This is a genomic window from Veillonellaceae bacterium, from assembly GCA_025992895.1.
In the GTDB taxonomy this organism is placed as follows: domain Bacteria; phylum Bacillota; class Negativicutes; order Veillonellales; family Dialisteraceae; genus Dialister.
In genome coordinates this window covers 308,227-332,936 of sequence record DAJPGA010000001.1, presented here as the reverse complement: position 1 = coordinate 332,936, position 24,710 = coordinate 308,227, and the positions used below count along the sequence as shown (strand labels likewise).

The 24,710-nt window shown below is 50.5% G+C and carries 22 protein-coding genes and 1 riboswitch; of the genes, 5 read left to right on the top strand and 17 right to left on the bottom strand.

What is annotated here, in order from left to right; all coding sequences use genetic code 11:
- Positions 1 to 51: 51 nt before the first annotated feature.
- On the bottom strand, positions 52 to 1,473 hold the full coding sequence (locus OIM03_01220; protein HJI72901.1) for a sodium:alanine symporter family protein: 1,422 nt from the start codon (positions 1,471 to 1,473) through the stop codon (positions 52 to 54).
- A gap of 111 nt (positions 1,474 to 1,584) precedes the next feature.
- Positions 1,585 to 1,676: riboswitch (glycine riboswitch) on the bottom strand.
- Between the two features lie 1,134 nt (positions 1,677 to 2,810).
- On the opposite strand from OIM03_01220, the gene OIM03_01215 reads away from it, so the two are divergent.
- Positions 2,811 to 3,590 carry a ZIP family metal transporter gene (locus OIM03_01215; protein HJI72900.1) on the top strand — a complete coding sequence of 260 codons (780 nt, stop codon included), beginning with the start codon at positions 2,811 to 2,813 and terminating at the stop codon, positions 3,588 to 3,590.
- A gap of 927 nt (positions 3,591 to 4,517) precedes the next feature.
- Here OIM03_01215 and OIM03_01210 read toward each other — a convergent pair.
- From OIM03_01210 to OIM03_01180, 7 genes are all read right to left on the bottom strand, one after another.
- On the bottom strand, positions 4,518 to 5,819 hold the full coding sequence (locus OIM03_01210; GenBank protein HJI72899.1) for a GDSL-type esterase/lipase family protein: 1,302 nt from the start codon (positions 5,817 to 5,819) through the stop codon (positions 4,518 to 4,520).
- 36 nt (positions 5,820 to 5,855) lie between these two features.
- Positions 5,856 to 7,196 carry a GDSL-type esterase/lipase family protein gene (locus OIM03_01205; GenBank protein HJI72898.1) on the bottom strand — a complete coding sequence of 447 codons (1,341 nt, stop codon included), beginning with the start codon at positions 7,194 to 7,196 and terminating at the stop codon, positions 5,856 to 5,858.
- Positions 7,189 to 7,650 carry a sel1 repeat family protein gene (locus OIM03_01200; GenBank protein ID HJI72897.1) on the bottom strand — a complete coding sequence of 154 codons (462 nt, stop codon included), beginning with the start codon at positions 7,648 to 7,650 and terminating at the stop codon, positions 7,189 to 7,191. The genes OIM03_01205 and OIM03_01200 overlap by 8 nt, the downstream gene beginning before the upstream one ends.
- A 45-nt stretch (positions 7,651 to 7,695) precedes the next feature.
- On the bottom strand, positions 7,696 to 8,286 hold the full coding sequence (locus OIM03_01195; GenBank protein HJI72896.1) for a hypothetical protein: 591 nt from the start codon (positions 8,284 to 8,286) through the stop codon (positions 7,696 to 7,698).
- Between the two features lie 613 nt (positions 8,287 to 8,899).
- Entirely contained in the window at positions 8,900 to 9,184 is a 285-nt protein-coding gene (locus OIM03_01190; protein ID HJI72895.1) for a hypothetical protein, read from the bottom strand.
- Between the two features lie 549 nt (positions 9,185 to 9,733).
- Positions 9,734 to 9,961 carry a hypothetical protein gene (locus OIM03_01185; protein ID HJI72894.1) on the bottom strand — a complete coding sequence of 76 codons (228 nt, stop codon included), beginning with the start codon at positions 9,959 to 9,961 and terminating at the stop codon, positions 9,734 to 9,736.
- Between the two features lie 30 nt (positions 9,962 to 9,991).
- A complete protein-coding gene (locus OIM03_01180) occupies positions 9,992 to 10,159 on the bottom strand; it encodes a hypothetical protein (GenBank protein ID HJI72893.1) in 168 nt (55 codons plus the stop codon).
- Between the two features lie 155 nt (positions 10,160 to 10,314).
- On the opposite strand from OIM03_01180, the gene OIM03_01175 reads away from it, so the two are divergent.
- A complete protein-coding gene (locus OIM03_01175; protein HJI72892.1) occupies positions 10,315 to 11,253 on the top strand; it encodes a LysR family transcriptional regulator in 939 nt (312 codons plus the stop codon).
- 672 nt (positions 11,254 to 11,925) lie between these two features.
- Here OIM03_01175 and OIM03_01170 read toward each other — a convergent pair.
- The 6 genes from OIM03_01170 to OIM03_01145 all read right to left on the bottom strand — a co-directional run bounded on the left by OIM03_01170 (position 11,926) and on the right by OIM03_01145 (position 18,696).
- On the bottom strand, positions 11,926 to 13,011 hold the full coding sequence (locus OIM03_01170) for an SEL1-like repeat protein (protein HJI72891.1): 1,086 nt from the start codon (positions 13,009 to 13,011) through the stop codon (positions 11,926 to 11,928).
- Positions 13,012 to 13,026: 15 nt separating this feature from the next.
- A complete protein-coding gene (locus tag OIM03_01165) occupies positions 13,027 to 14,349 on the bottom strand; it encodes a hypothetical protein (protein ID HJI72890.1) in 1,323 nt (440 codons plus the stop codon).
- A gap of 884 nt (positions 14,350 to 15,233) precedes the next feature.
- A complete protein-coding gene (locus OIM03_01160; protein HJI72889.1) occupies positions 15,234 to 16,220 on the bottom strand; it encodes a M23 family metallopeptidase in 987 nt (328 codons plus the stop codon).
- Between the two features lie 150 nt (positions 16,221 to 16,370).
- On the bottom strand, positions 16,371 to 17,051 hold the full coding sequence (locus OIM03_01155) for a DUF4446 family protein (GenBank protein HJI72888.1): 681 nt from the start codon (positions 17,049 to 17,051) through the stop codon (positions 16,371 to 16,373).
- Positions 17,052 to 17,054: 3 nt separating this feature from the next.
- The gene (locus OIM03_01150; protein HJI72887.1) at positions 17,055 to 17,945 is read right to left on the bottom strand and encodes a ParB/RepB/Spo0J family partition protein; all 891 of its coding nucleotides are present in this window, start codon (positions 17,943 to 17,945) and stop codon (positions 17,055 to 17,057) included.
- The gene (locus OIM03_01145; protein HJI72886.1) at positions 17,938 to 18,696 is read right to left on the bottom strand and encodes a ParA family protein; all 759 of its coding nucleotides are present in this window, start codon (positions 18,694 to 18,696) and stop codon (positions 17,938 to 17,940) included. The genes OIM03_01150 and OIM03_01145 overlap by 8 nt, the downstream gene beginning before the upstream one ends.
- Before the next feature lie 269 nt (positions 18,697 to 18,965).
- On the opposite strand from OIM03_01145, the gene OIM03_01140 reads away from it, so the two are divergent.
- Positions 18,966 to 19,337 carry a metalloregulator ArsR/SmtB family transcription factor gene (locus OIM03_01140; protein ID HJI72885.1) on the top strand — a complete coding sequence of 124 codons (372 nt, stop codon included), beginning with the start codon at positions 18,966 to 18,968 and terminating at the stop codon, positions 19,335 to 19,337.
- 145 nt (positions 19,338 to 19,482) lie between these two features.
- A complete protein-coding gene (locus OIM03_01135; protein HJI72884.1) occupies positions 19,483 to 19,797 on the top strand; it encodes a glycyl-tRNA synthetase in 315 nt (104 codons plus the stop codon).
- Positions 19,798 to 20,074: 277 nt separating this feature from the next.
- On the opposite strand, the gene OIM03_01130 is transcribed toward OIM03_01135, so the two are convergent.
- From OIM03_01130 to OIM03_01120, 3 genes are all read right to left on the bottom strand, one after another.
- Positions 20,075 to 20,917 (bottom strand): IS3 family transposase, encoded by an 843-nt coding sequence (locus OIM03_01130; protein ID HJI72883.1) that lies wholly within the window; start codon positions 20,915 to 20,917, stop codon positions 20,075 to 20,077.
- A gap of 29 nt (positions 20,918 to 20,946) precedes the next feature.
- Positions 20,947 to 21,645 (bottom strand): helix-turn-helix domain-containing protein, encoded by a 699-nt coding sequence (locus OIM03_01125; GenBank protein ID HJI72882.1) that lies wholly within the window; start codon positions 21,643 to 21,645, stop codon positions 20,947 to 20,949.
- 279 nt (positions 21,646 to 21,924) lie between these two features.
- Positions 21,925 to 23,292, bottom strand: a complete 1,368-nt coding sequence (locus OIM03_01120) for a sodium:solute symporter family protein (GenBank protein HJI72881.1) — start codon at positions 23,290 to 23,292, stop codon at positions 21,925 to 21,927.
- 153 nt (positions 23,293 to 23,445) lie between these two features.
- On the opposite strand from OIM03_01120, the gene OIM03_01115 reads away from it, so the two are divergent.
- On the top strand, positions 23,446 to 24,222 hold the full coding sequence (locus OIM03_01115) for an HAD hydrolase-like protein (GenBank protein HJI72880.1): 777 nt from the start codon (positions 23,446 to 23,448) through the stop codon (positions 24,220 to 24,222).
- The last annotated feature ends 488 nt before the right edge of the window (positions 24,223 to 24,710 follow it).

Below are 24,710 nucleotides of genomic sequence, written 5' to 3'. Positions count from 1 at the left end.
CGGCGGAAGGGAAAATGGGGAAACCTTCTCGTCAGGCAGATATGAACCTTCTTACTCTTCCACTTCTGGCTGAGCTTTCGTGCTTGCCAGGGATGGATCGAGGTCTTCGTATTCTTCGTAATCCTTGCCGGTCTTCAGATGATCGAAGTATTTTTCGGTTTCTCTGACGACGACTCCGGAAAGGGCCAGAAGAGCGATGAGGTTCGGGATAGCCATGAGTCCGTTGACGATATCCGCCAGAACCCAGATGGCTTCTAATTTAAGGAACGCGCCGCTTGCGACAAGCGCGATGAATATAATACGGTAAGGAAGGATGCCCTTGGTGCCGCAGAGGTAGATCATGCAGCGTTCGCCGTAGTAGTTCCATCCGAGGATGGTGGTGAAGGCGAAGAGGACAAGTCCGACCATCAGCATGTAGCCGCCAACTGCCGGATAGGCATCCTGGAAAGCTGCATTGGTGAGTGCTGCGCCGTTGAGGCCGTTCAGCCATTCGCCGGATACGACGATGGTAAGACCGGTCAGGGTGCAGATGATGATGGTATCGATGAAGGTACCTGTCATGGAAATGAGACCCTGTTCTGCCGGCCATTTTGTCTTAGCGGCTGCGGCTACGATCGGAGCGGAACCAAGGCCGGATTCGTTGGAGAATACGCCTCTGGCAATACCGCTTCTCATGGCAAGCATCACGCCTGCTCCTGCGAAGCCGCCGGCTGCTGCTGTGCCGGTGAATGCACTGGAAATGATGGTCTCAATAGCCATCGGGATCTGATCAGCGAAGTAAACAAGGACGCCGACGGTGGAAACGAAGTAAATCACTGCCATAGCCGGAACGATCTTGGATGCGGCATTCGCGATGGACTGGAGTCCGCCGAGAGTGATAGCTGCGACCAGGATGGTCAGGATGATGGCGGTCCATGTCGGTGAAACACCGACCGTCATCTGGGTGATTTCTACGATGGAATTGACCTGAGCGAATGTACCGATACCGAAGTATGCGACGAGTACGCCGAAGAGAGCAAAGAGAGTTCCAAGCCATTTGTACTTCTCACCCATGCCGTTCTTGATGTAGAACATCGGGCCGCCGGCGATTTCGCCTTTGGAATCGACTTCGCGGTATTTCACGGCCAGAAGACCTTCCGCATACTTGGTTGCCATTCCGAAGAAAGCAGCCATCCACATCCAGAAAATAGCGCCAGGGCCGCCAGCTGCGATCGCAGTAGCTACGCCGACGATATTGCCGGTGCCTACCGTTGCGGAAAGCGCTGTGCAGAGAGCCTTGAAAGAATCAATGTCCCCGCTGCCTGCGTTCTGTGCCTTGAAAATTAATTTCAAAGCCTTGGGAAGCTTGAAAACCTGCAGAAGCTTCAAGCGGAATGTCAGCAGAATCCCGGTTCCCACCAAAAGAACCAGAAGCGGTGGTCCCCAGATAAAACTGTCGGCTGCATTCAGCCAATTCATGTAATTCAAATCCATGTTCGTCCTCCTCGAAATAGAAATATGCAAAAAGCCGGCATCCAAAATATAAAACTCTGGAAGCCGGCATTGTCTATCCTAAAACGAGTACGAAAAAATCGTAAGAACGTTTCTTTATGCTCTGTCCTTTTGCCTGAGAGATTGGGACCTTGCGATCCTTACACCTTCGGCGCTCATTTGTGAGACTCTCCAGAGTGTGTCCGCAACCGGTACCGTCTCTTTCGAGACACCTGAGAGTGTTACTCCTTCGGTAAGCCATACGGCTTTCTCCCACTTGCATCATCCACCAATATGAATTTGATGTTTGCATTATAAGTCCCAGCGAACCCATATGCAAGCGTTATTTGAAAGTTTAATCATTTTCTAATGGATAACCCCTTGAAAATTTCAGCACATTTTATCCAAAATACCCCTAAAATTAACGTTCAAACCACCCTTGTGCAAAAAGTGCGAAAACATCGATAAAACCAAGGATTTTGCATAGATTTCTAACTAATCATTCGTTAATATAAGGCGTAAATACTAAGATTGGTTTAATGTTTTGAGGAGCAAAATAGAGAAAGCTGCCCTCTTGGAAAAGTATTCTAGAAGTGGAAAAACTAGGGAGAGAGATTAAAAGCGGGAAAACTAGGGGGAGAGTTTAAAACCAGACAACCAGCCTAACGGCTGAGGGAACACCGGACGACCGAGCTACAGCTCGTGGTAATTAACCCTAACCGCCACTTCGTGGCCCTCCTTCCCCGTCTGGGAAGGTCAACACCACTTATTTGCTGCGCAAAAGGAAAACATGCCAACCAGGAAAGGCTGTCCCCGTTAGGGGAAGGAGTATAGTAGGGATGGGGTTACATAAGGTTTCAAACAAATAAGAGCTGAGCTCTTTCTTTTATTCCTTGTGAAGCTGCCTCCTTCGGGGGAAGTGGCCATTATACCAATGATTGCACGTGAAATCACAAAAATGATTGTAGAATTTTCATAATGGCCAAAAGGGGTGCAGTTTAAGTAAAGTCTTTCCTTTTTGCGCCGAAAGGGGTTCATCTCCCACAAGCGCAGCTTGGTTGGACGGTTTTCCTCCCCCATTGAAAGCAAAAAACATAATCTTAGCAGGATTTCTTCTGCGCTTATGAAGAGGTCCTAAGAAGTTGGAGATGTTTTTTCCGTTTCCCCTTTCCCTACCATCTGCCCCCCATTGTCTACCTCTTTTTTCCTCTCTCCCTCTCTTTGTGGTAATATATTGACAGGAATCGAAACGTGGAGTAATGTATAAGTGATAATTATTTTCAATAAAGGTTCTTCCTTTATTAAGATGATTACCAACTAACTGAATAAGGAGAAATTTTATGTCTGATGTATTTTGGGGATTGTTTATCCCCTTCCTCGGGACGTCTCTGGGGGCTGCGTGTGTGTTCTTTATGCGCGGCGAGATGAACCGCTCAGTACAGCGCGGGCTGACGGGTTTTGCGGCCGGCGTGATGGTGGCGGCATCTGTCTGGAGTCTTCTGATCCCTGCGATCGAAGAGTCTGAGCCTCTTGGAAAAATGGCGTTCCTTCCGGCGATGATCGGTTTCGGCGTCGGCATTCTTTTCCTTCTGCTGCTGGATCATGTGATTCCGCATCTTCATATGAATGCGAAGAAGGCAGAAGGACCGAAGAGCCACCTGGAAAGGACAACGATGCTCGTCCTGGCCGTGACTCTCCATAATATCCCTGAAGGCATGGCCGTCGGTGTCGTTTATGCAGGATTTCTTTCCGGACACGCAGGAATCACTGCTGCGGCCGCCATGGCATTGTCGCTCGGGATCGCGATCCAGAACTTCCCTGAAGGCGCTATCATTTCCATGCCGCTGAAATCTGCCGGCATGGGCAGCTGGAAATCCTTCGTGGGAGGTGTTCTCTCCGGCATCGTAGAACCGATCGGAGGCACCCTGACGATCTTAATTACTGCCATGGTTGTCCCGATGATGCCTTACTTCCTCTCCTTCGCCGCAGGCGCTATGATCTACGTCGTCGTAGAGGAGCTCATCCCGGAAATGTCCGAAGGTGAACACTCCGATATCGGAGTCCTTTCCTTCGCCGTAGGCTTCATGGTCATGATGGCCCTCGACGTCGCACTGGGATAACAACTGCATACAAATAAAAAACCGCTGTGAGATTTTCATGGCGGTTTTTTCGTGGGATTTGGGGAGGGATGTGGACTTGAGAATAGAGAGTGAAAACCAAACAACCGCAGCCCTGCTGCGAGGAAATCAACCCTATCCGCCCTTCGGGCACCTTCCCCGTCTGGGAAGGCAAGTTAAAACAAAAAATGATGCTTCGCCTTTTTAGAGAATGAACCCCTTTCGTCGCCTAACGGCGCCACTTTCCCCTAACGGGGACAGCCAAACCTCGCTTCGCTCGTGGGAAATGCTGTTTCCGTTTACACCTTCCCCTTCCCATAGCAAGGTTAAGTTCAAAACCATACAACCTCGCGCACTCGTGGGAATCAACCCTATCCGCCTTTCGGGCACCTTCCCCGTCTGGGAAGGCTTCACGCGGAATAAAGAGAAGAGCTCCGCTCTTATTTGTTTGAAACCTTTCGTAAATTCCCCCTGCCCCCTTCAAAATCCTTGCTGTTGCCTTTTTGATTTTCCGCTATTTTTTCTGCTGCTGCGGTTTGGGAAATGTTTCACGTGAAACATTTTCTTGGTTTTTGTCAAAAAAAGACGCCTTGGGATGGTTTGTCCTTTGGCGTCCTTACTATATATAGTTGATTTTATTCACAGGAAGTATATATATGGTGGTTTGTTTGAAAAGTCTCGTTCTCCCAGTGTTTTTGGGGCAGCACAGGGATTTTTGCGTGAGGTTTGTGATTTATCCCAAGAGTTTTTCACAGTATTCACAGGTTGTGAAAAGGGGCTGTGTGAATCATTTTATTTGCTGTTTTTCCGATATTATCGAGGTTTTCACATTTTCACAGGTATTTATTCACTTGTTTTTATTCACAAAGTTTTCCACAGTTTGTGTATAACTCATCCCGGTGAATTTCTTCGCTTTTTTCTTTCGTGCTGTCAATCTGGCAGTAGCGAGGTTTTTGCAGCATTGGTGTTTTCTTTGGTTTCTTCTGTCGCATCTTCGGGCAGGGCCAGGGGTTCTTTGACGAAGTCCCGGATGTGCTCGTTGATGACAGCGGCCATTCTTTGTTTGGCGACAACGTCTCCGTGAAGACCGTCCAGGGCAAGGGCTGGTGTCATTCCCGGGTCAAGGGGGAAGGCAGCGGCGATGTCGATGTGGGGCTGGGTGCGGATGAAGGCGTTGACTTTGGCAAAGGGTGTCTGCCAGTCGTCTACGGTGGGTTCGTCAAAGGTTTTCTTGATGCTGGCCGGGTTGATCGGCGGAAGGGTCATGAGGATGGGTGTGATGCCGTTGTCGATGCATTTCTGCTGGATGGCTTTCAGGTCCTCGATGACGTCTTCGGCAGGGACGCCGCCTCTTAAGCTGTTGCTGCCGCCCATGATGAGAAGATATTTCACATGGAAGGGCAGGACGTCCCGATCAAATCTTTCAAGCATGGATTCGCTGGTGTCACCGCTCTGGGACAGATTGATGACAGGGAAATCGAGGTAGTGCTCGTAGGAGTATTCGAGGTCGTTGGGGCTGTAGGACATACGTCCTCCGCCGTGGCTGATGCTGTCACCAAAGACGCCGACGACCCATCCTGCATCAGGATCGGTGGTGCGTTTCTGTGCTTCGCTCCATTCACCGACGGGTTTCCCTTTGGCGTCGATGCCGCGGACGCGCCAGTAGTAGGTGCCGGTCCTCGGTCTTGCGTCATAGAGGTCGCTCAGCTCAGTCTTCGCACTCCAGAGGCGGAAGAGGGAGGGATCGGTGCCTGTCGGGTTTTCCGGAGGCTGTGTGGTCACTTCGACTTCATAGGAAGCGGCGCCGGGCATCCAGACGAAGGAGTAGACGGGATAGAGCATGGCTCCGCCCTGTTCCCCGCTTCTGTCCGGTTTCTGGTACGGCGCATCGCGGTCGTCCTTGAAGGCGCCGTCTTCAAACGGCATGTATGGCGTGAAGGCGCCGATCGGGTTGCCGTCGAAGTCGATCGGGCGGACGCGATAGGAGACGTTTTCGGGATGTTCCAGGCGTCCTTTCTTGTCCAGGAGGACGAAATTGGCGTAAACGAACTGGTTGTCGTAGAACATGCCGTCTGAGTCTTTCATCTGCACCTCGTAGCGCACGGCGTCGTAATCGGGTTTCCAGGAAAGTCCGATCAGATCTCCCCCCTCTGCCGGCGCGAGCGTCCCGGCGGCGCACCAGAGCATCAGCAGTGCTGCTGTGCATTTATATTTCCAGTAATGTTTTCTCATCGAAATCTCCCCCCTGTCTTTCTTATAAGATTTCTATTAATAGGTCGGTATGAAATGGCCGATTTCGCGGTTGATTTCCCCTGCGATCATCTGCTTGGCGTTCCAGTCGCCGTGGATGCCGTCCATGGCAAATTCCGACGGCATGACGTCGAAGGATGCAAATGGCGCGGCGGTGTCGATATATGGTTTCGTCCTGATGTAGTCGTTCACTTTGGCGACGGATTCCTTCCAGCCTGCGTAGGTGGTCTCGCCGTAGTATTTCTGGATGTTTTCCGGATTGAGCGGCACGATGGTCATGAGGATCGGCGTGATGCCGTGGTCGATGCACTTCTGACGGATTTTTTCCAGGTACTCGATGACCTTGTCCGGGCTCGTGCCCATGCGCAGGTCATTGATGCCTCCCATGATGAGGAGGTACTTCACGTGGAAGGGAAGGACGTCCCTGTCGAAGCGGTCGTACATCATTTCCACGGTATCGCCGCTTCTTCCCATATTGACGGCAGGGAAATCGAGGTAGGAAACGTAGCTGTACGCCATATCGGCGGGGCTGTGGTAGAGGTGGCCGCCGCCCTGGGTGATGCTGTCGCCGAAGATGCCGACGTTGTAGCGGCTCTCGACGTCATTTCTCACGCGTTCGGGAAGGCTCCATTCGCCGACGGGTGCGCCTGTCTCGTCCATCCCCCTGACGCGCCAGTAGTAGGTCCCGATTCTGGGATCGCTGTCATAGACGTTCGAAAGGGAGGTCACGCGGGAAAAGACGCGGTGGGCAGAAGGTGCTGTGCCGGAAAGGGTTTCCGGATAGGCGTCTGTCACTTCCACTTCGTACTTCGCCGCGCCCGGGATCCCTGCGTAGGAATAGACGGGATAGAGGAGCGAAGAGCCGTTTTCCGGACGGTAGACGTTCGGAAGCGGCGCATCACGGCCGAGGCGCTTCATCGTGCTCCTGACTTCCATCGGCGCGGAGAACGGCGCAAGGCCTGTCCAGTCGGCATCGATCGGGCGCACGCGCCAGTAGAGCACGCCGTCCCCTGCCGGAATCTTCGACAGGTCGATGATGACTTTATTCGTATAGATTCTCTGGTTGTCATAGACGTGATCCGCCAGAGGTTCATTGCGGTCCAGATTGTAAGGAAGACCGCGGAAAATTTCCACTTCATAACGGACAGATTCCGGATTCTCTGCCCATGTGAGGAGCACGAGATCCTTTTCCGAGGAAGGTGCATTCAGCCCCTCCTTCGCATTTTCCGCCCGGATAATGCGGTCAGGCATCTGCGGAATGACCGGTGCCGCCGCGAAAGCTGGCAGCGAAGAAATGCCCAGGAGGCATGCCGCCAGAATTGAAATACATTCTTTTCTAATCATTGAATCCTTAACCATTCCCGGAAATGATGGAAAGCGCTTTCTTCGCGTCCTCGTCACCCAGATCGGCAGCGCGGGTCAGCCAGAATTTCGCCATTTCCCTGTTCCTTTCCGTTCCATACCCATTTTCATAACAAGCGGCCAGCCATCCCATCGATGCCGGATAGCCGTTTTCCGCGGATTTCCTGAATATTTCAAAGGCTTTGCCGTCCTTGCCGTCTTCGTGGTACATGACGCCAAGCTGCATAGCAGACGACTCCATCCCCTTCTCTGCGGCTTTTTTGTAGTAGAGGCGGGCCAGACGTCTGTCCTTCCTCGTGCCTGTGCCGTAGTAGTAGCAGTTTGCCAGATTTCCTTCTGCCGTCGGATCTCCCGATTCGGCTGCCATCTTCGTGTATTTGAAAGCGTCCTTCTTTTCCTTCTCGTTCTTGGAGAAGGAAAGGACGAAGCCAAGCGTCAGCGCCGCGGTCATGTAGCCCGAGGCCGCCGCTTTCTTCCAGAGCTGGATGGCTGCTTTCTAGTCCTGCTTCGTGCCAAGGCCCCTGTAGACGAGGAAGCCCATGAAATACTCCGCTTCCGGTGCGCCTTTCACAGCGGCAAAGGAGAAATGGATGATGGCTTCGCCCGGATTGAACCGGTCTGCATCCCCCAGCGGATTTTCGCGCAGCTCATTGAACGCGCTTCCGAGGTGGATCGATGCTTTCCAGTATTCTTTCTGCTCTGCCATGGAGAGGAGGGCCATCCCCTTTTCTGTCCATCCTTCGCGCTTCTTTCCATAAACGAGGTAAAACGTCCCCAGCGCATCGGCAAGGACGGGATCTTCCTCTGCCTCTTTCTCTATTTCCGGGATGATCGACTTCTCCGCCTCGGCGATCGTTTCCTCCGAAGCATCTGCCATGAGCGCAAGGCGCATCAGCTTGGCGCCCGCATTTCCTTTCGCAGCGCTCTTTGCCAGAAGCTCGATAGCGATATCCACGTCATACGTCATCATGGCCAGCATGTACAGCGCATCGCTGTCACCGGCCCCGGCCAGTTCCTCCAAGAGAGGCTTTGCCTCCTTCAAGCGGCAGGAAATGAAAAGCTCCCGCGCTTTTTCTATCTCTGTCATACAGACTCCTTCCATGCGTACCATGTATAAAACATCCAATCATTATACGCCAGATCAATCATTCTTTCTACAATTATTATAACAGAGAAAACGGCCAGATATATAGAAATTATCGAATCTTTCCATTCCTCTTTTGAATCTGGTTTTATACCTTTTCCGTATGGGAAAGCAGCAGGAATGCAGGGAGTGTAGGGAGGGATTGGGGGCGAAAAGCGAAAACCATACAACCTCGCTGTGCTCGAGGTAATCAACCCTTTTGAAAACCGTAAAACCAAGGCTAACGCCTTGAAGAAATACAACTCATCGTAAAAACCACAAAACCAGCCTGGCGGCTGAGGAACTACTGTATCCGACCCGTACACCAACTTTCGAGTCATTCATACTCTTACCATTATTGTCAACCGGTATACGGTCCACCTTCTCCTGCCGGAGCAAGGTCAAAGGCATTCTTCCAGGGCAAGGTCAAAGGCATTCTTCCCCGTCTGGGAAGGCGAGTATTTGCGGCACTTAACTGCGGTTTCCCATTTCCCCAATCAAAAAGACCAGCTTTACGGCTGGCCTTTCTGATTTAATTTATATGCATAGATTGGTGGATTCAATCCATGGAACCAAATTATTTGTCTTCTTTCAGAGCATCGACGATTTCTTCGGCTCTTTCCATTGTCTTTTCTGCGACATAGCCGGAGAATTCATGTTTCTTCTTCAGATCTTCGACTGCTTTCTCATCGACTTTTTCTACTTCTGTTTCACCGCTTACATTTTTGTCGGCATCGGTCATTGCGTCTTCGAGCTGTTCAGCACGTTCCATCGTCTTCTCTGTACGGAAACCGGAGAATTCGTGCTCCTTTTTCATTTTCTCAATGGCCTCTTCTGTCATTTCTTCTACTTTCTTTTCCATGATTCGTCATCCTTTCTTGAAGAAAAACTCCCCAAACACGACTAGCGCCGTACCATCAAGCCCCCGGGTTATTACAGGTGACGGGCAGCGTCGAAAAATGACTGCCTCATGATGATAGAACCCCCGATTGAATTACGAGTGCTATCTCTATGAAGTATCTGACTATCTGTTTATAGTATAGATGTTTTTCGAAATACAGACAAACAAATTCAATTTGTGGGAGTCACAAGTTTTATTTGTAAGAATGATTACCAATAGCGCCATTGCGATATGTATGCAGACAATAAAAAAGAACCGCTTTCGGGCCCAAAGGGGGCTAATTCCCCGAGGGTGAATCCCGAAACCAGTTCTTCTTTGTACCACATATTATAGACGGAAAAAATAAATTGTCAACAGAAGATCCCATAAAAAAAGAGTCCTGCAGCAATGCTTCAGGGCTCCTTTTTAACAGTGATTTGGTTTCTTCCTTGCGGGACGGGGATGATCGATAGCAATTCCTCCTTTCCATGAAGTCTGTCATTTGCATATGATCAGACTCCTGATATTTCATTACTTTTCATTCTCGATGATGCGGCTGGCACGCTCGAGGTTTTTCTTTTCCTTATAGGAAACATAGTCTTCGGAAGATTCTTCCTTTTCAACTTTGGAAGCAGCTGCCGTCTCTTCCATGGCTTCCGCTCTTTCCAGGTTCTTCTCACTCTTGAAGGCTGTGTACGGGCTCTCTTCTTTCATGTCCTCGACGGCTTTCTTATTGACTGTATCAATGATTTTTTCCATGATTCCTGCTTCCTTTCTGCCGGTAACTTCTTAGACAGCGGCTTTGATTTTCTTAGCTTCCGGTTTTCTGAGGCCGCTGATGGTTTCTACATAATCGGCTCTTTCCAGTTTCCTGGCTGCCATGTAGCCGAAATAGAAGTTATCCTTCTTCAATGCTTTGACTGCTTCCTTGTTTTCACGATCAATGATTTTTTCCATTTTTATATGCTCCCTTTCTATGGTTGATTTCTTGATCTCTTCGATCTGTCCATAGTATAGAGATTTCAAGTAACAATATCCAACTGTTTAAATTCGTATATATTACATGGTATTTTTGTTATAATGAAAGAAATGAACCATGGAAAGGAGTCACTATGAACTTTCAATCGCTGCATTATTTCATCATGCTTGCGCGGGAGAAGAATTTCACGCGCGCGGCTGAGAAACTCCATATTTCCCAGCAGACGCTCTCTGCCAGCATCGCCGCTCTGGAACGCGAGCTGAACTGCAAACTTATCATTCGCCACGTCCCCCTCGAGCTCACGTATGGAGGAAGGACCTTCTTCCAATACGCCCTCTCTCTCACAGGCGAGGAGGAATCCATGCGCCGATCTCTTCTGGACATCGCAGAAGAAAAGACTGGAGAACTGCGTATCGGCATTGGCTACGTCCGCGGCAGGACCCTTCTTCCGCCCATCCTGAAGAAATTCGGGGACAAGCATCCGGGCGTCACTTTCCGCATTCTGGAATCTACGAATAAACAGCTCCGGACCCGCCTCGTCGAAGGGGACATCGACCTCTCCATCGGCCACTACCGGGAAGTCCCGCCAGGTATAGAAATAGAACCGATCTACGAAGAACAGATCTGCCTACTCATCACAAAGAAACTCTTCGACGAAACCGTAGAAGGCACCATCGAAGAAGTCTCCGCCGCCCTCCAGAGGGATGTCAAAGAAGGCATGCGCCCCTTCGCCAAATGCCCCTTCCTGAATACCCGTGGCGAAAACGTCTCCGGCTACTTCGAGACACTCTACCTCGCCGAAGCGCCCTTCACCCCCTTCATCCGCTGCATGTCGAACAACATGGAAACCCTCCTCTGCCTCTCCGGAAAAGGCATGGGTGCCCTCTTCTGCCCCCAGAACCTCGTCCGCTCCTCCCTTTCCAAAGAAGATCTCAGGGAAATGTACGTCATCCCCCTGCCCGAGACCAAGTACGCCATGTCCGTCGGCGTAAGGACAAAAGCCGCCCCCTGGTCCATCCGCGATGAATTCATCCAGCTACTGAAGGAAGAACTCGCGGGGGAGAATCTTTAAATAAGAGAAAACCTTTCATAAAACCGTAAAAAGGGAAAAGAGAAATCCTAAAAACAAAAATGTTTCACGTGAAACATTTTTGGGAAAAGATGGAAAACCTTACGACCGGACTGAGTCCGTGGTAATCAACCCTGTTCGCCGGCACCTTTATATAACTGCTGTTTCCGCGCAGCTACAGATAAAAGATAAGCTGCGCACCTTCCCCAGAAGGGAAGGCTTCACAAGGAATAAAGAAAGGATTTTCAATCTGATTTGTTTGAAACTTTATGTAATCCCCTCATACGATACACTCCCCCTACGGGGCGAGCTCCGATACCCTTAAACCTCGCGCTGCTCGTGGAAAACCTTACAACCTCACTTCGCTCGTAAAACCTTTTTATATAACTAAGTGCGATGAATAATGCACCCCTTCAGTCGAACATCAGTGTTAAAGGTTCGACAGCTTCCCCTAACGGGGACGCCCAAACACCGAGACTGTTACTTCTCACATCAACAAGTGTCAAAAGTGACACAAAGTCTAACAGTACCAGCGGCAAAAGCTGTCCCCGTCAGGGGAAAGTGGCGCGCATGCGCCGAAAGGGGTTCATTTTAAGAAAATATCGAGTCACTCCATATCTCCACAAAAAAAGCATTGAAAACTCGTTTCTGTTTTCAATGCTTTTTCATTGCTTCTTAAATCATATATCCGTTATGTTCGAGGACGGCTTCTGCTTCGTCTACGCCGTTTTCTGCGGCGGCTTCGATCCAGCGGAAGGCTTCGTCTCGGTTTTCTTCGGTGCCTTTGCCTTGAAGATACATCATACCTGCTGCGTACTGGGCGCGGGGGATGCCGGCTTCGGCGGCTTCTTTCATATAGAGGAAGCCGTTTTTCTCGTCTTTTTCTTCGAGGCACAGGAGCGCGAGGGACATGAGGCTTTCTTCGTGGCCCATGGCAATGGCCTTTTTATAAAGGGAGACAGCTTTCTTTCTGTCTTTTTCTACGACAAAGCCCTGATCGTAATCGTAGGCAAGTTCGGCGAGTGCTTCGGGGATGCCGGCTTCGGCCGCTCTTTCGTACCAGCGGAAGGCTTTCTCCTGGTCTTCCTTGTCGACGCTGTTTTCATAGACGGACGCGAGGAGCATGGCTGCTTCGCCGTTGCCGTGTTTCCACGACTTTTTCAGCCATTCAGCCGCTTTCTTCGTGTCTTTTTCCTTTTTCCAGGAGTTCAGGAGCATCTCGCCCACTTTGTATTCACTGTACTGGTCATGGAATTCTGCCGCTTTCTTGAAGCAGAACATGGCGCGTTCTTCGTTTCTTGGAACGGCGTACCCTTCTTCGTAGGCGGAGCCCAGATCGTAGAGCGCGCGCCAGTATTCAGCGAGCGCTGCTTTTGTCAGCCACTTCATGCCTTCTTCAAAGTTGACGATGAGAGCGCCCAGGTAGAAGCGCCCTGCTTCATCCATAGCAAGAACGTCGCCGGAAACGGCAGCCTTGAGGACACGCGGGAAGCATTCATTCACGATATCCCACATTTCCTGATCATCGGTCCCGTTCACGAGGGAAATGCCGCAGAGTGCGCTGCCTTCCTCGTAACCTTTCTTGAACCATTTGACCGCTTTCCTTTCGTCGGCTTCGACGTGGCCATAGCCTTCGCGAAGGCAGCAGCCGATGAGGTACATAGCTCTTGGCGCCCCCATCTTCGCTTCTTTCTGAAGTTCTACGACCGCTTCGTCGATTTTTCCCTGCATAAATAAAGACTCACCCTGTGACTGATTCATTGTTCCTCCATACAATCAGGCATTCAAATATTGCTGCATCAACAACTTCGCGTCAGGATCACCCTGCGCGTCACTTCTTCTGAAACATTCTTCAGCGGCACGGAGATTTCTCGTCCCGCCGATGCCGGTCGCATAGCAGAGGCCGAGGAAATTTTCAGCCCTTGGATAGCCCTGCGCCGCTGCTTCCTTGAAACGCCTGACGGCGCCGTCCCCGTCCTGGTCACGGAGTGCCAGCTCGCCGAGCTCGCAGATGGCTTCCGCCTGTCCCTGCTCAGCAGCTTCTTCAAGGAGCGTCCTTCCTTTTTCTTCGTCGACTTCCGTGCCTGCCCCGTTCACATAGCAGTCGCCCAGAGAGGCAATGGCATCGATATCGCCGGTATCAGCAGCCTTCTCGATCCAACGGAAGCCTTCGCTGGCATCACTGTTCTTCGCAAGCCCCAGAAGGTGCATGCGTCCGATGGAACGCCCGGCAGGGACATTTCCCTTATCCCAGGCGGCCAGGTAGAGATCCATCGCTTTTTCGTAATTGATTTCTGTCCCGCGGCCGTAGAGGTAGCAGTCACCGAGCTTGTACATGCAGCTCGGGGAGCCCTGCTCTGCGCCCTTCGTGAAGAATTCATACGCTTTGTCCATGTCCTGGGAAATGCCGTCGCCAAGGACGTACATCGTGCCCAGCGCATCCGACGCTTCCCCGTTTCCGTGGTTCGAAGCGCGTTCAAAACAGGTCGCTGCCTTCTCCTTGTCCTCCTCGACGCCGATAGCGCCGTAGAAGCAGTCCCCGAGGCGCAGCTCCGCTTCGTGATACCCAAGCGCAGCTCCCTTCAGGAACCAGGTGAAAGCGAGCTTCGGATCATACCGCGAGAAACTTTCGTCCATCGCGATGCGCCCTGCGTCCGCCATCGAAAGGCACAGCCCCTTCTCGGCTGAACGCACATACCAGTCATATGCCTGATCCATATTGATCTTGCGTCCCAGGCCGCGCTCATAAAGAATCGCAATCTGGCGCATCGCAAAAGGATCGCCGGCCTTTGCCATCGGAAGAAGTTTCTTCATATGTTCTACATACTTCTCCGTCATTTCCTTCTTGTTTCCTTCTCCGTCCCGGTAGAGGATGAAGAATCCGGAGAGCACATCACCTGCTCTCCATCCGCTGTCCACCAGCTCCAGGAAACGGTCTCCATTCCAGCGTACTTCCACCGCATAGAAATAGAAGAGCCCGAGCAAGTACTGTGCCCTGCCATTTGCCGGGTCCTTCGCCAGCTCTTTCAGCAGCGAAAGACTCTCTGCAAACTCTCCTGCGAGGAACAACGATTCCGCGCGTTTCGTTTCATTATCCATAAGGCACCTCATTTCAAGCCCGCTCCGCTCTTCCACGGATCGACACACTTCTTCACCTTTATCATACATTGAATTTTGTCGAAAAACAATAATAAATATTATAATTTTTCTATATTATAGAAAATAGTCTGAAAAAGTGGGACTATTTTTACTGTTTTAGTTATAGAGATATGTGCAAAACTTTAGAGAAAAGAGACATACCATAGAAAAAAGTAACAATATGGGGACGTGAGATTGACGCGAGGGAGGAGTGAAAGGAAAAGATTAAAACCGGACAACCTCGCTTCGCTCGTGGTAATCAACCCTATCCGCCGGCATCAGGATTTGAGGCCGGCACCTTCCCCGTCTGGGAAGGCGAGTTTCAACCGTAAAACCTCGCTGCGCGAGAGGGAGATGAACTTCATTCCCGGCCTCCGGCCGTACCTTCCTCTACGAGGCAAGGTCAAACACCCTTAAACCGAACTTCGTTCGATGAAAAACCTTACGACCTCGCTGCGCTCGAGAACTGCATCTCATTCCCTGGCTCCGCCAGGACCTTCTCCTTCGGAGCAAGGTTAACACCCTTAAACCAGTCTACGACTGACGGAACACCGCAAAATCTCGCGCTGCTCGAAAAAATCAAGACTCAGTACATCGCAGTTGATTATAGCCGTTCGCGTCGTTGCGAAAGGTTTTGACCTCCACCAACGGGGGAGGATCCGGCCAATCTTTTAACTGTTGCCGGAGAAAGGGTTGTAGTATTCATTGGTTTTTATAAAAGGTTCCACGAGCGAAAGCGAGGTTGTATGGTTTTCTTTCCTTTTCCCTTCCCCATCTTCTATCTTTCTTACGCTCCCCATTGCCAAAAAAGAGGATGTACGCCTTTTGGTGTACATCCTTTTTGATTACTGTTTATTTCCCGCGTAGTTGCCTGGGAGGAAGTAGAGTGGATCGACGGCTGTGCCGTTGACTCTGACTTCGTAGTGGCAGTGCGGGCCGGTGCTGTTTCCGGTGCTGCCTATGATGGCGATGACGCTGCCCTGGTCGACGTGCTGGCCGACGGTGACGAGGATGGCGGAGTTATGGCCATACCTGGTGACGATGCCGCCTGGGTGCTTGATTTCGACGAGGTTTCCGTAGCCGCCTACCCAGCCTGCCTGGGTGACGGTGCCGGATGCGGTGGCTTCGATTGGGAGGCCGTAGTCGCCTGCGATGTCGATGCCTTCATGGTAGGTGGAGCCTATGCCGCCTCCGGGGCTTGAACGGTAGCCGAAGTAGCTGGAGATCTCGCCTTTGACGGGCCAGATGTCCGGTGTTGTCGCATTGGTATTGAGGAGCTGGACCTGCATGCCGTAGGTCTGGTTCATGAGTTCTTCTCTTAAGGTGATCATGGTCCTGATCTGGGAATCGAGACGGGAGTCAAGTTTCCTCATTTCACGGAGAAGGTCGCCCGGTGTGGCAACGGATGCGCTGCCATCGTCAGTTTCCTGTGCGGTCCCGGATGATTGATGGTCGGAGGCGGATACGTCTCTTGCCTTATCCGGTACGGTGGATGCACCGCCCTGACCTCCCTGGCCGCCATTCTGCACGTTGGCGCCGGCGCCGTTGTTATTGGCTTTGATCATGTCCTGAAGCTGGCTGGAGATTTTTTCGATGGCTTTTGTCTTGTCATTCAGGGCTTCCATCTTTTCTTCTGCCATTTTCAGCTGGTTTCTATAGAGTGTATTCTCCTGGCGGAGGGTCGTCATAGAATACGCGGAATAACCGCCAATGCAGATGCTTGCCGCGAATACGACAGCCGCCGCAATGGCGCCGATTTTCAGTTTTTTGATTTCCTGCCCGGTGAAGCTGAATGAAACTTCGCCGGTTTCTTTATTTTCGGTTTTTTTCATGTTTGCCTGCTGTCTATATAATGCGTCCTAAGTTCCCTGCCCCCACAGAAAACCGGGCGTCCGGTCACTTCCTGATTTCCCGGCGCTTCCCTGCGCCGTCTCTTCCATTCCCCGGATAGCGGACATATGTCCGCGGTCTTTCTGTCTTTCTTAGTTCTTTTTTGCCATATCGATTTTGTGATCATGCGGTGCCGGCTGGCCTGGATTCTGTGCCGGCTGGTTGTAGTCGTCTGCTGGTTCTCTGAAGTCCTGCATAGTCTGCGAGGGAGCTGCTGTATATTCGGTATATCCGGACTGAGCAGCTGCTTCGGCTGCCTGCTGGGCCTGCTGTGCTATGTCGGGCATCAGCGTATTCAGAGCGAGGTTGATGCTTTCTGCTTCTTCGGCGGAAAGTGCTTCGCGGCACTGGCCGTTTGTGACTTTCTTGGCATAGATGCGGGATGCATCGTGGCCTGCCAGAGAGGAAAGGATGAAGCCGTTGTTCTTCCCGTCAAGGATTGTCAGGGAGAAGGAAAGCTTGTCTCCTGTGTCATCGAAAGCGTCGTAGCGCACAAGACCTGTCTTCTGGAAAGACTGGAGCTGCATATTGGCAAGGAGTTCCTGCTGGTGCAGCATGTTCTCGGAGGACGCGATCATTTCACGAAGCTCCCTGACTTCTGTGGAAAGCTTCACTTCGATCGAGCCGCCTTCAGCGCCCTTCATGAAATACATGTACTTGCGGTACAGGCGGTTCAGCTTGTTCCTCAGAAGGAAGAACTCGAGGACGAGCACAATCAGGAGGACTGCCAGCACGCCGGCGACCACATACATTACTATTGTCTGGTTTATCATTTACTACTCTTCTCCACTCGTATTTTCGGATTTTTGTTTGAGAATATTCGTTATCATAGCGAATTCATCATCATTTTTAAAGGAAATCGTGATGGTTCCGCTGTGGGCTTTTCGGCCCTTCCCTGTCTTGATGGAAACATGGGTGCCGACAGAGAGTGTCAGAGATTCTTCGAGGCTCTTAAGGTAAGCAGAGACCTGCTCATCCTTCTTCGGCTTCACCTTTCCCGGTTTCGTTTCACTGGTGAGCTTTTCGACCTCGCGGGCGGACAGTCCGTCTTTCACGATGCGCCTTGCCAGGCTGATCTGCTCGGCAGGGGTCTTCAGCGAAAGGAGCGGCCTTGCCTGGCCGGCTGTCAGTTTCCTTTCGGAAAGCATATCTTTCACTTCGTCAGGAAGGTCCATGAGACGCAGCGTATTGGCCACGTGTGAACGGCTCTTGCCCACGCTTTCGGCGAGCTCTTCCTGCGTCAGCTCGTACGATTTCATGATTGTCTCATACGCAGAGGCTTCTTCCACAGGATTCAGGTCCTCACGCTGGAGGTTTTCAATCAGTGCAGCTTCCGCCATCATCTTGTCATCATACTGCGTAATGATTGCCGGGATGACAGAGAGCCCTGCCATCTTTGCCGCGCGGAAACGTCTTTCGCCAGCGACCAGCTCATACTCGAATTCGCCGTCCGTATCTTTGTAGCGGACCGTGACCGGCTGGATCAGACCCTTTTCCTTGATGGAATCAGCAAGACCCTTCAGAGCTTCATCGTCGAAATCACGGCGTGGCTGCCAGGGATTCGGATGGATTTTCGCAAGTTCGAGATCGATGACCTTGCCCTTCTCATCCAGAGTTTCCCCCAGAAGAGAACCCAGTCCACGTCCCAGTTTCTGTCTCTTAGTCACGTCTTACTACCTCCCGGCTTAGTTTCTTATATGCCTCAGCCCCCTTGGACTTGGGCGCGTACGTCAGGATCGGTTCGCCGAAGCTCGGTGCCTCGGAAAGCTTTACAGTCCTCGGGATCACCGTCCTGAATACTTTGGATCCGAAATACTTCTTCACTTCCTCAGCCACCTGCAGCGACAGGTTCGTCCTTCCGTCGAACATCGTCAGAAGAATGCCGAGGATATGAAGCGATGGATTCAGCTTCCTGGACACCACCTGCACCGTCTTTACCAGCTGGGAAAGACCTTCCAGCGCGTAGAACTCCGCCTGGATCGGGATGATGATGGAATCGGAAGCCACAAGGGCATTCAATGTCAGAAGGCCCAGGGAAGGAGGGCAGTCGATCAGGATGTAATCGTAGGAATCCTTGATCGCGGCAAGTTTCTTCCTCAGAAGAAATTCCCTCTCAGGGAGCCCTGCGATCTCGATTTCTGCCCCGGCAAGATCGATGGAAGAAGGAAGCAGCCACAGCTTCTTCACCGCTGTCTTCACAGCAGCCTCCTTCGCATCCGCATCATCCAGCAGCACATCATAGAGATCCTTGCCGAACTTCACGTCCTTGCTGAGCCCGCTGGTGGAATTGCCCTGCGCGTCCTCGTCGATGAGAAGAGTCTTATGTCCTTTGTCGGCCAGTTCCGCCGCCAGATTCACAGCCGTCGTTGTTTTTCCGACCCCGCCCTTCTGGTTGATGATGCTGATGATCTTGCCCATATTTTCCTTCCTTTCACAGATAGTCGTTATTATTATACCATATTTCACTGTCAATATAAGAAATGTTTCACGTGAAACATTTTTGAAAAAATCCGTGAAACTTGCGATGGAATCACATCTTTCTCTATTTTCTGCAAAACATTCCAAAAAACTTTATCCGAATTTATACATATTTTTTGCTTTTCTAATGCATGTTCAATATTGACAATTTCATTCATCTTTGCTACGCTTTATAGAAATAATTCTATTCTTTAATTCATGGAGTCAAAATGGAACAAATTTATTTAGATACCGCAAGAATTCTGAAAGCTATTTCCGATCCGAAACGTCTCAAAATCGTAGACATGTTATCCTGCAAGGAACAGTGCACCAACAAACTGCAGCAGGCATTCGCCATCACGCAGCCGACACTCTCCCACGATATGAAAGTCCTCGTCGAATCCGGACTTATCATCGACAGAAGAGACGGCAAGAATATTTTCTATTCCCTGAACCCCGCAGCCATGGAAGAACTCTGCGCCATCATGGGAGAAATCTGCCAGAAGAAAATGCACTGCATCTGTGAACACGGAAGACACGAAGAACAGGGCATGATGGAAAATCCGGAAGCAAAGAACGACGTGCGCGAAATCGCTGAATAAAACCACGGTGTTCCGTAATAATTTTTTTATAATACGTATAAACGGATTATTTTAACTAGTAATCTTCTGTTTATCCTTCAAAAGTGGTACTATATATAAGTAATGGCAAGCATTTTGCTGTATATTGGTCGTAGAGGTGATAAACATGGCAGAAGTAACTGAAAAAAGCATCATTGTAAATGGCGTAGACAAATGTCTCGTATCCGAACTGAAACGTGTATACGGTTCCGTTGAATACCAGGGCGCAGAATACGTATTCCTCCAGTTCCCGATCGTAGGCGACACAGTAAGAGAATACCGCCCGGACAGCTACACCACCGCTGTAGAACTCGGCGATGAAATTTGCGAAGGACAGACCTTCCACTATCACGTTACACTGACGTACGATGGACACGTCAGAGAAGTCGCTTATCTCGGACTCGACGATTTCGGCAACCCCGACACCGTTGATATCGAATAATCCTCAACAAAAAGAAGGATGTGCGCGAAAGTGCACATCCTTTTTGCGTGGGATGAATGGATTCCATTTCCGAAGAATACTAGCCTTCCCAGACGGGGAAGGTGCCCGAAGGGCGGATAGGGTTGATTACCACGAGCGTAGCGAGGTCGTATGGTTTTTCTCAAGGCGCCAGCCTTGGTTTAAGGGTGTTAACCTTGCTCCGAAGGAGAAGGTGGTGCGGATTTGTTAATACAGACAAATAAATATCATAAAAAATCTAATCGTACTTTAATCTTAATCATGCGGCCATTGGAGCTGCGTTGAATACTTCCATTGGAGCTAAAAGATGTAATTTGCGCTGAATGCGTTTGTTGTTGTAGAAGTAGATGTAGCCGTTGATCATGCTTACCACTGCTTTACGGCTGGTGAATTTACGTGTGTAGTAACGTTCGCGCTTCAGCATTCCCCAGAACCCTTCCATCAGACCGTTGTCTGCACAGCAGCCTACACGGGACATGCTGTGAACCAGTCCTGCTTTTTCAACAATCTTATGGAATCCGTTGCTTGTATACTGGAATCCGCGGTCGGTATGAATCATTGGATGTTCTCCAGGATTCTCTTTAAGTGCCTTTTCCATTGTCTCAAAAGCCAGTGCAGTATTGTTCCTGTCGCCGATGACATAAGAGACAATCCGACGATCATGGCCGTCAATAATCGCGCTTAAATATAACTTGTGCAAAACTCCATCAGCAGTTGTGTACTTGAATTCAGTGACATCCGTCATCCATCTTGCATTGGACACGCCGGCATCAAAGTCACGGTTCAGCAGGTTTTCAAAAATGTACTTTGGATCCTTTGCGTTACGAGTGCAACCATCGGTCTTGTACTTGATCACGGACTTAATATTAAGTATCCGCATGATACGAAGAACCAGACTGTCGCTTACATTTATATTGATGTTGTCATCCTTCTTGATCCAATCGTTAATCCGGCGGTATCCCATATCCGGATATTCCTGATGGGTTTTCATGACCTCCTGTGCGACCTTTTCTCTCAGCAGTTCACGGCCGCTCTTAATATGATTCAGCCATCCGTAATAAGCTGCCCGGGAGACCTTTGAGAGTCGGCAGAGACTTTCTATGGAGATGTTGGTTTCTTCATGGACTTCTTTTATGGCTTTAAAATCTCTGAGAAGGTGAGTAAGGCTGAATCCTTCGAGGAACGCAACCTTTCCTCTATCTCCATCTTTTTTTTTAGCAGGGCAATCTCTGCTATAAGATCCTTCTGTTCTTCAAGAAGTCTGGCATTCTCCTGACGCAGCTGTTCTTCTTCGGTCCGGGGCGTTTGGAGCCTGATCGGCTTTCCTCTGTAATCCTCAAGACCAACTTCGCCCATTTCCTTGAACTTTTTTACCCATGTGTAGAGCGTTTGGTAGGACATGTTGTACTTCTTGGCTATCTTGTTATAATCGCATCCACTGGCGATGCACTCCTGAACGATTCTGACTCGCTCTTCCTTGACCGATTGCTGGCGTTTGCCCATAAGATCTCCTCCTTCAGAAACGAGGTCTGTCAACTTATGCTCATTATACGCCTCAATCCATGTTTTAAGGGAGAGTGTGCCGGAAATTCTGTATTTGGCACAGACGGAAAGCATGGAAACACTGCCTTTAAGATATTCCTTTACGGCCTGGATCTTCATCTGATTGGAGTAGTAAGACAAATGCTGCCTGGGCCGCAATCCCTTAAAGCCCTCCTCTTTATACCGGAGGACCCATTTTCTGAATGTTATGCGGCTCATATGAAGATTTTCAGCTGCCTGGGTAATCGTAACACCCTGATAGAGATATGAAGCAATCTGGTCTAACATTTCCTCCGGGGACGCTTTGGTTTTACATGGCATAAGAATGACCTCCTAATATATTTATGATATTATTCTGTCTTTCTTGTTGAATCATACCAAGGTCCGGTCGGAGACCGGGAATGAGATGTAGTTCGGACGGACGAAGTCCGGTTGTGAAGGTTTTCATTTCCCTCGGCCGTCAGGCTGGTTGTACGGTTTTAAAGGTTTTCTCTCAAAACTAAAACCAGCCATGAAAAGCCCTTCACTTTTCATGGCTGGTTTTTCTATCATTTTTTCAAACCATTCCTATTCCCCATCCACTCTCTTCAGCCTGAGTCCTGGAAGGATCAGGAGGACGCTTACGATGAGGCCCGCGAAGAGGGAATCAATCGGAAGATGAAGGACGACGGCGAGGATGGCCGCCACAGTGCTTCCTGCCATGGAGAGCACCGCCCATCCCTTCTTCAAATGCCCAGGGAAGAAGACCGAAAGCGTCAGCGGAAGGAATATGCCGCCGCCTCTAAGGCCCATGGAAAGGTAATTCCAGAAAAGGACCTGCGTTCCCCTGTTCATCGCCGCGATCACACATGCCGCTGCCATGACGGAGAGGACGGAAATTTTCGTCAGACGAAGGAGCGCCTTGTCATCCTGGAGATGCAGGATCGGCATCAGGATATCTGTCACAAGCATTGTCCCGATTCCCAAAGACAGCCCGCCAATCGAGCTGATGAGAGACAGCACGATGCCGCCCATCGCAAGACCGCCGACCAGGAAGGACGCATGATTCGTAAAGTACGTAGGAAGCGTCAGAACAGGCACCACATTCGGATCAAAAGCGCTCATATACATCCCGACAGCCACAGACGGAAGCCCGACAGGAATGACAATCAGCGCCGCCGTGATGCAGCCGGCCGCGGCCGTCACAGGCGTATCTGCCGAGAAAATGCACTGGATATACGTCTGCGTACAGAGGACGCCGACAATCATCGAAAACAGATTCGACATCGACACCTCGAACCCGCGTCCGAAAAGATCCAGATGAGACGGAGGAATTGCCACGGACGAAGAAGAGAGCACCTCATATGCCTCAAAGCCGCAGACGAAAAGGGAAAGCCAGATAACAGCCATCTTGAGGATGCCCCCGATCGCCGCACTCTTCATTCCGCCGAAAAACGTATACGCCGCAACCAGCGTCATAAGGATGATTGCCGAAGGCAGCTCTCCCACACCGAAAATTGAGGAAATGATTTCCATCCCCGGCAGACAGCTCGCCACCGCTGAAAGGAGAATCCCGATCGAAGAAATCACCGAAGACAGACGCTCCGCCCTCCTGCCGTAATGCATCCCAAGAAACTGCGGAATCGTAGAAAGCCCCGTCGAGCGCATCTTCTGCGCATAGAAAATTCCCATCAGGATGAAAGCGATCCCGCTTCCCAGAGTGAACCACCATGCCGAAAGCCCCACACTGTACGCCAGCTGCGCCGTACCCACCGTCGCGCCGCCGCCGACCACCGTACCGGCGATCCCGCCGGCCACCATGGGCACCCCGGCACTCCGGCCGCCGACACTGTATCCCTCAGCCGACCTGACCTTGCGCGACTGAAAAATTCCCACACCGATGACAAAAGCCACCGTCAAAAGCATCACGACCATCAAAGGCCACGTCATATGCATGGTCATTCCCCCCTTAAAAAAATAATTATTCCCATTATAGCAAAAAAAGAGACAGCATTTCTTGAGAAATCCGCAACGCCTAAGGAAAATGGAAATGAAAGAATGAGGCAGGTATAATAAAACAAAAGAAAATACAAAAAGAAAGGAACAACTATGATCAAAGCCGTCATTTTTGATATGGATGGAACCATCCTCGATACCATCACCGACATCACCACCGCCTCCAACAACGCCCTCGAAGCCATGGGCCTTCCCCACCACTTCACCAGAGATGAAGTCAAACTATGCTTCGGAAGCGGCATCCACGACGACATCGCAAAAATCATCGCCCTTTCCAGAGGCTGCCAGGGCCAGGACCTCATCAACCTTTGCGAAACCATCCCGGCTTCCCGCTATGCCGTCACCGAAGAAGAAATCCAGAAATGCCGCTCCTTCTTCTCCGACCTTTATCCAAGAAACAACAGAAAAACAAGTCCCTACGAAGGCATTCCTGAACTATTGGAAAAACTGAGAGAAAAAAACATCAAGACAGCCGTAGCCTCCAACAAAGACGAAGCCCCTGTCAAAAAACTCACAGAAATGTACCTTAAAGACCTTTTTGATGTCGTCAAAGGAAACAAGACCGGACATCCACCGAAAACCCGCTCCAGACATGATCAATGCAATCCTGAGCGATCTTTCCCTCACACCAGCGGATGCCATCTACGTAGGAGACACAGAAGTGGACATAGAAACAGCCAGAAACTCCCATCTCCCCTGCCTCTCCGTCACCTGGGGCTTCCGCCCCGAAACCTTCCTCAGAACCCGAGGAGGAAAGAACTTCGTGAACCATCCCTTGGAAATACTGGACTTCGTGGAAAAAGAAAATTAAAACGGATACCCCGCAGCATAAGCGATGCTGCGGGGTATTTTGATTTGGGAGATTTGTAAGAGCATTCTTGCCTCGATTTAATTGCGATGTACTGATTTTTGACTTGCGAGCGGAGCGAGGTCGTACGGTTTTCTTCAAACCGAACTTCGTTCGATGGAAAACAATAAAACCAGCCTGCGGCTGATGAAATCGAGGTTTTCCGGTGTCGTCAGCGTAGTCTGACAACGAAAAAAGGACTCGTCTCCGAACAATGAGCACTGCGGTAAAATGTACCGGCTGTCCCCGTCAGGGGAAAGTGGCGCCGTCAGGCGACGAAAGGTGGGGTAGGAGGGATTTACGAAAGGTTTTAAACAAATAGGAGCAGAGCTCTTTCTTTTATACCTTGGGAAGCTGTCCCCGTCAGGGGAAAGTGCCCGGCCTTTATTCTGATGCCGGGCGAAAGAGGTGCATTTTATGAAAGGCGCAGCCAACTATTTTCGAGCAATGCTCGCAGCAAAAAAGAGGTCCTCGATGGGCCTCTTTTTTGTATTCATATATTCACTTCTTT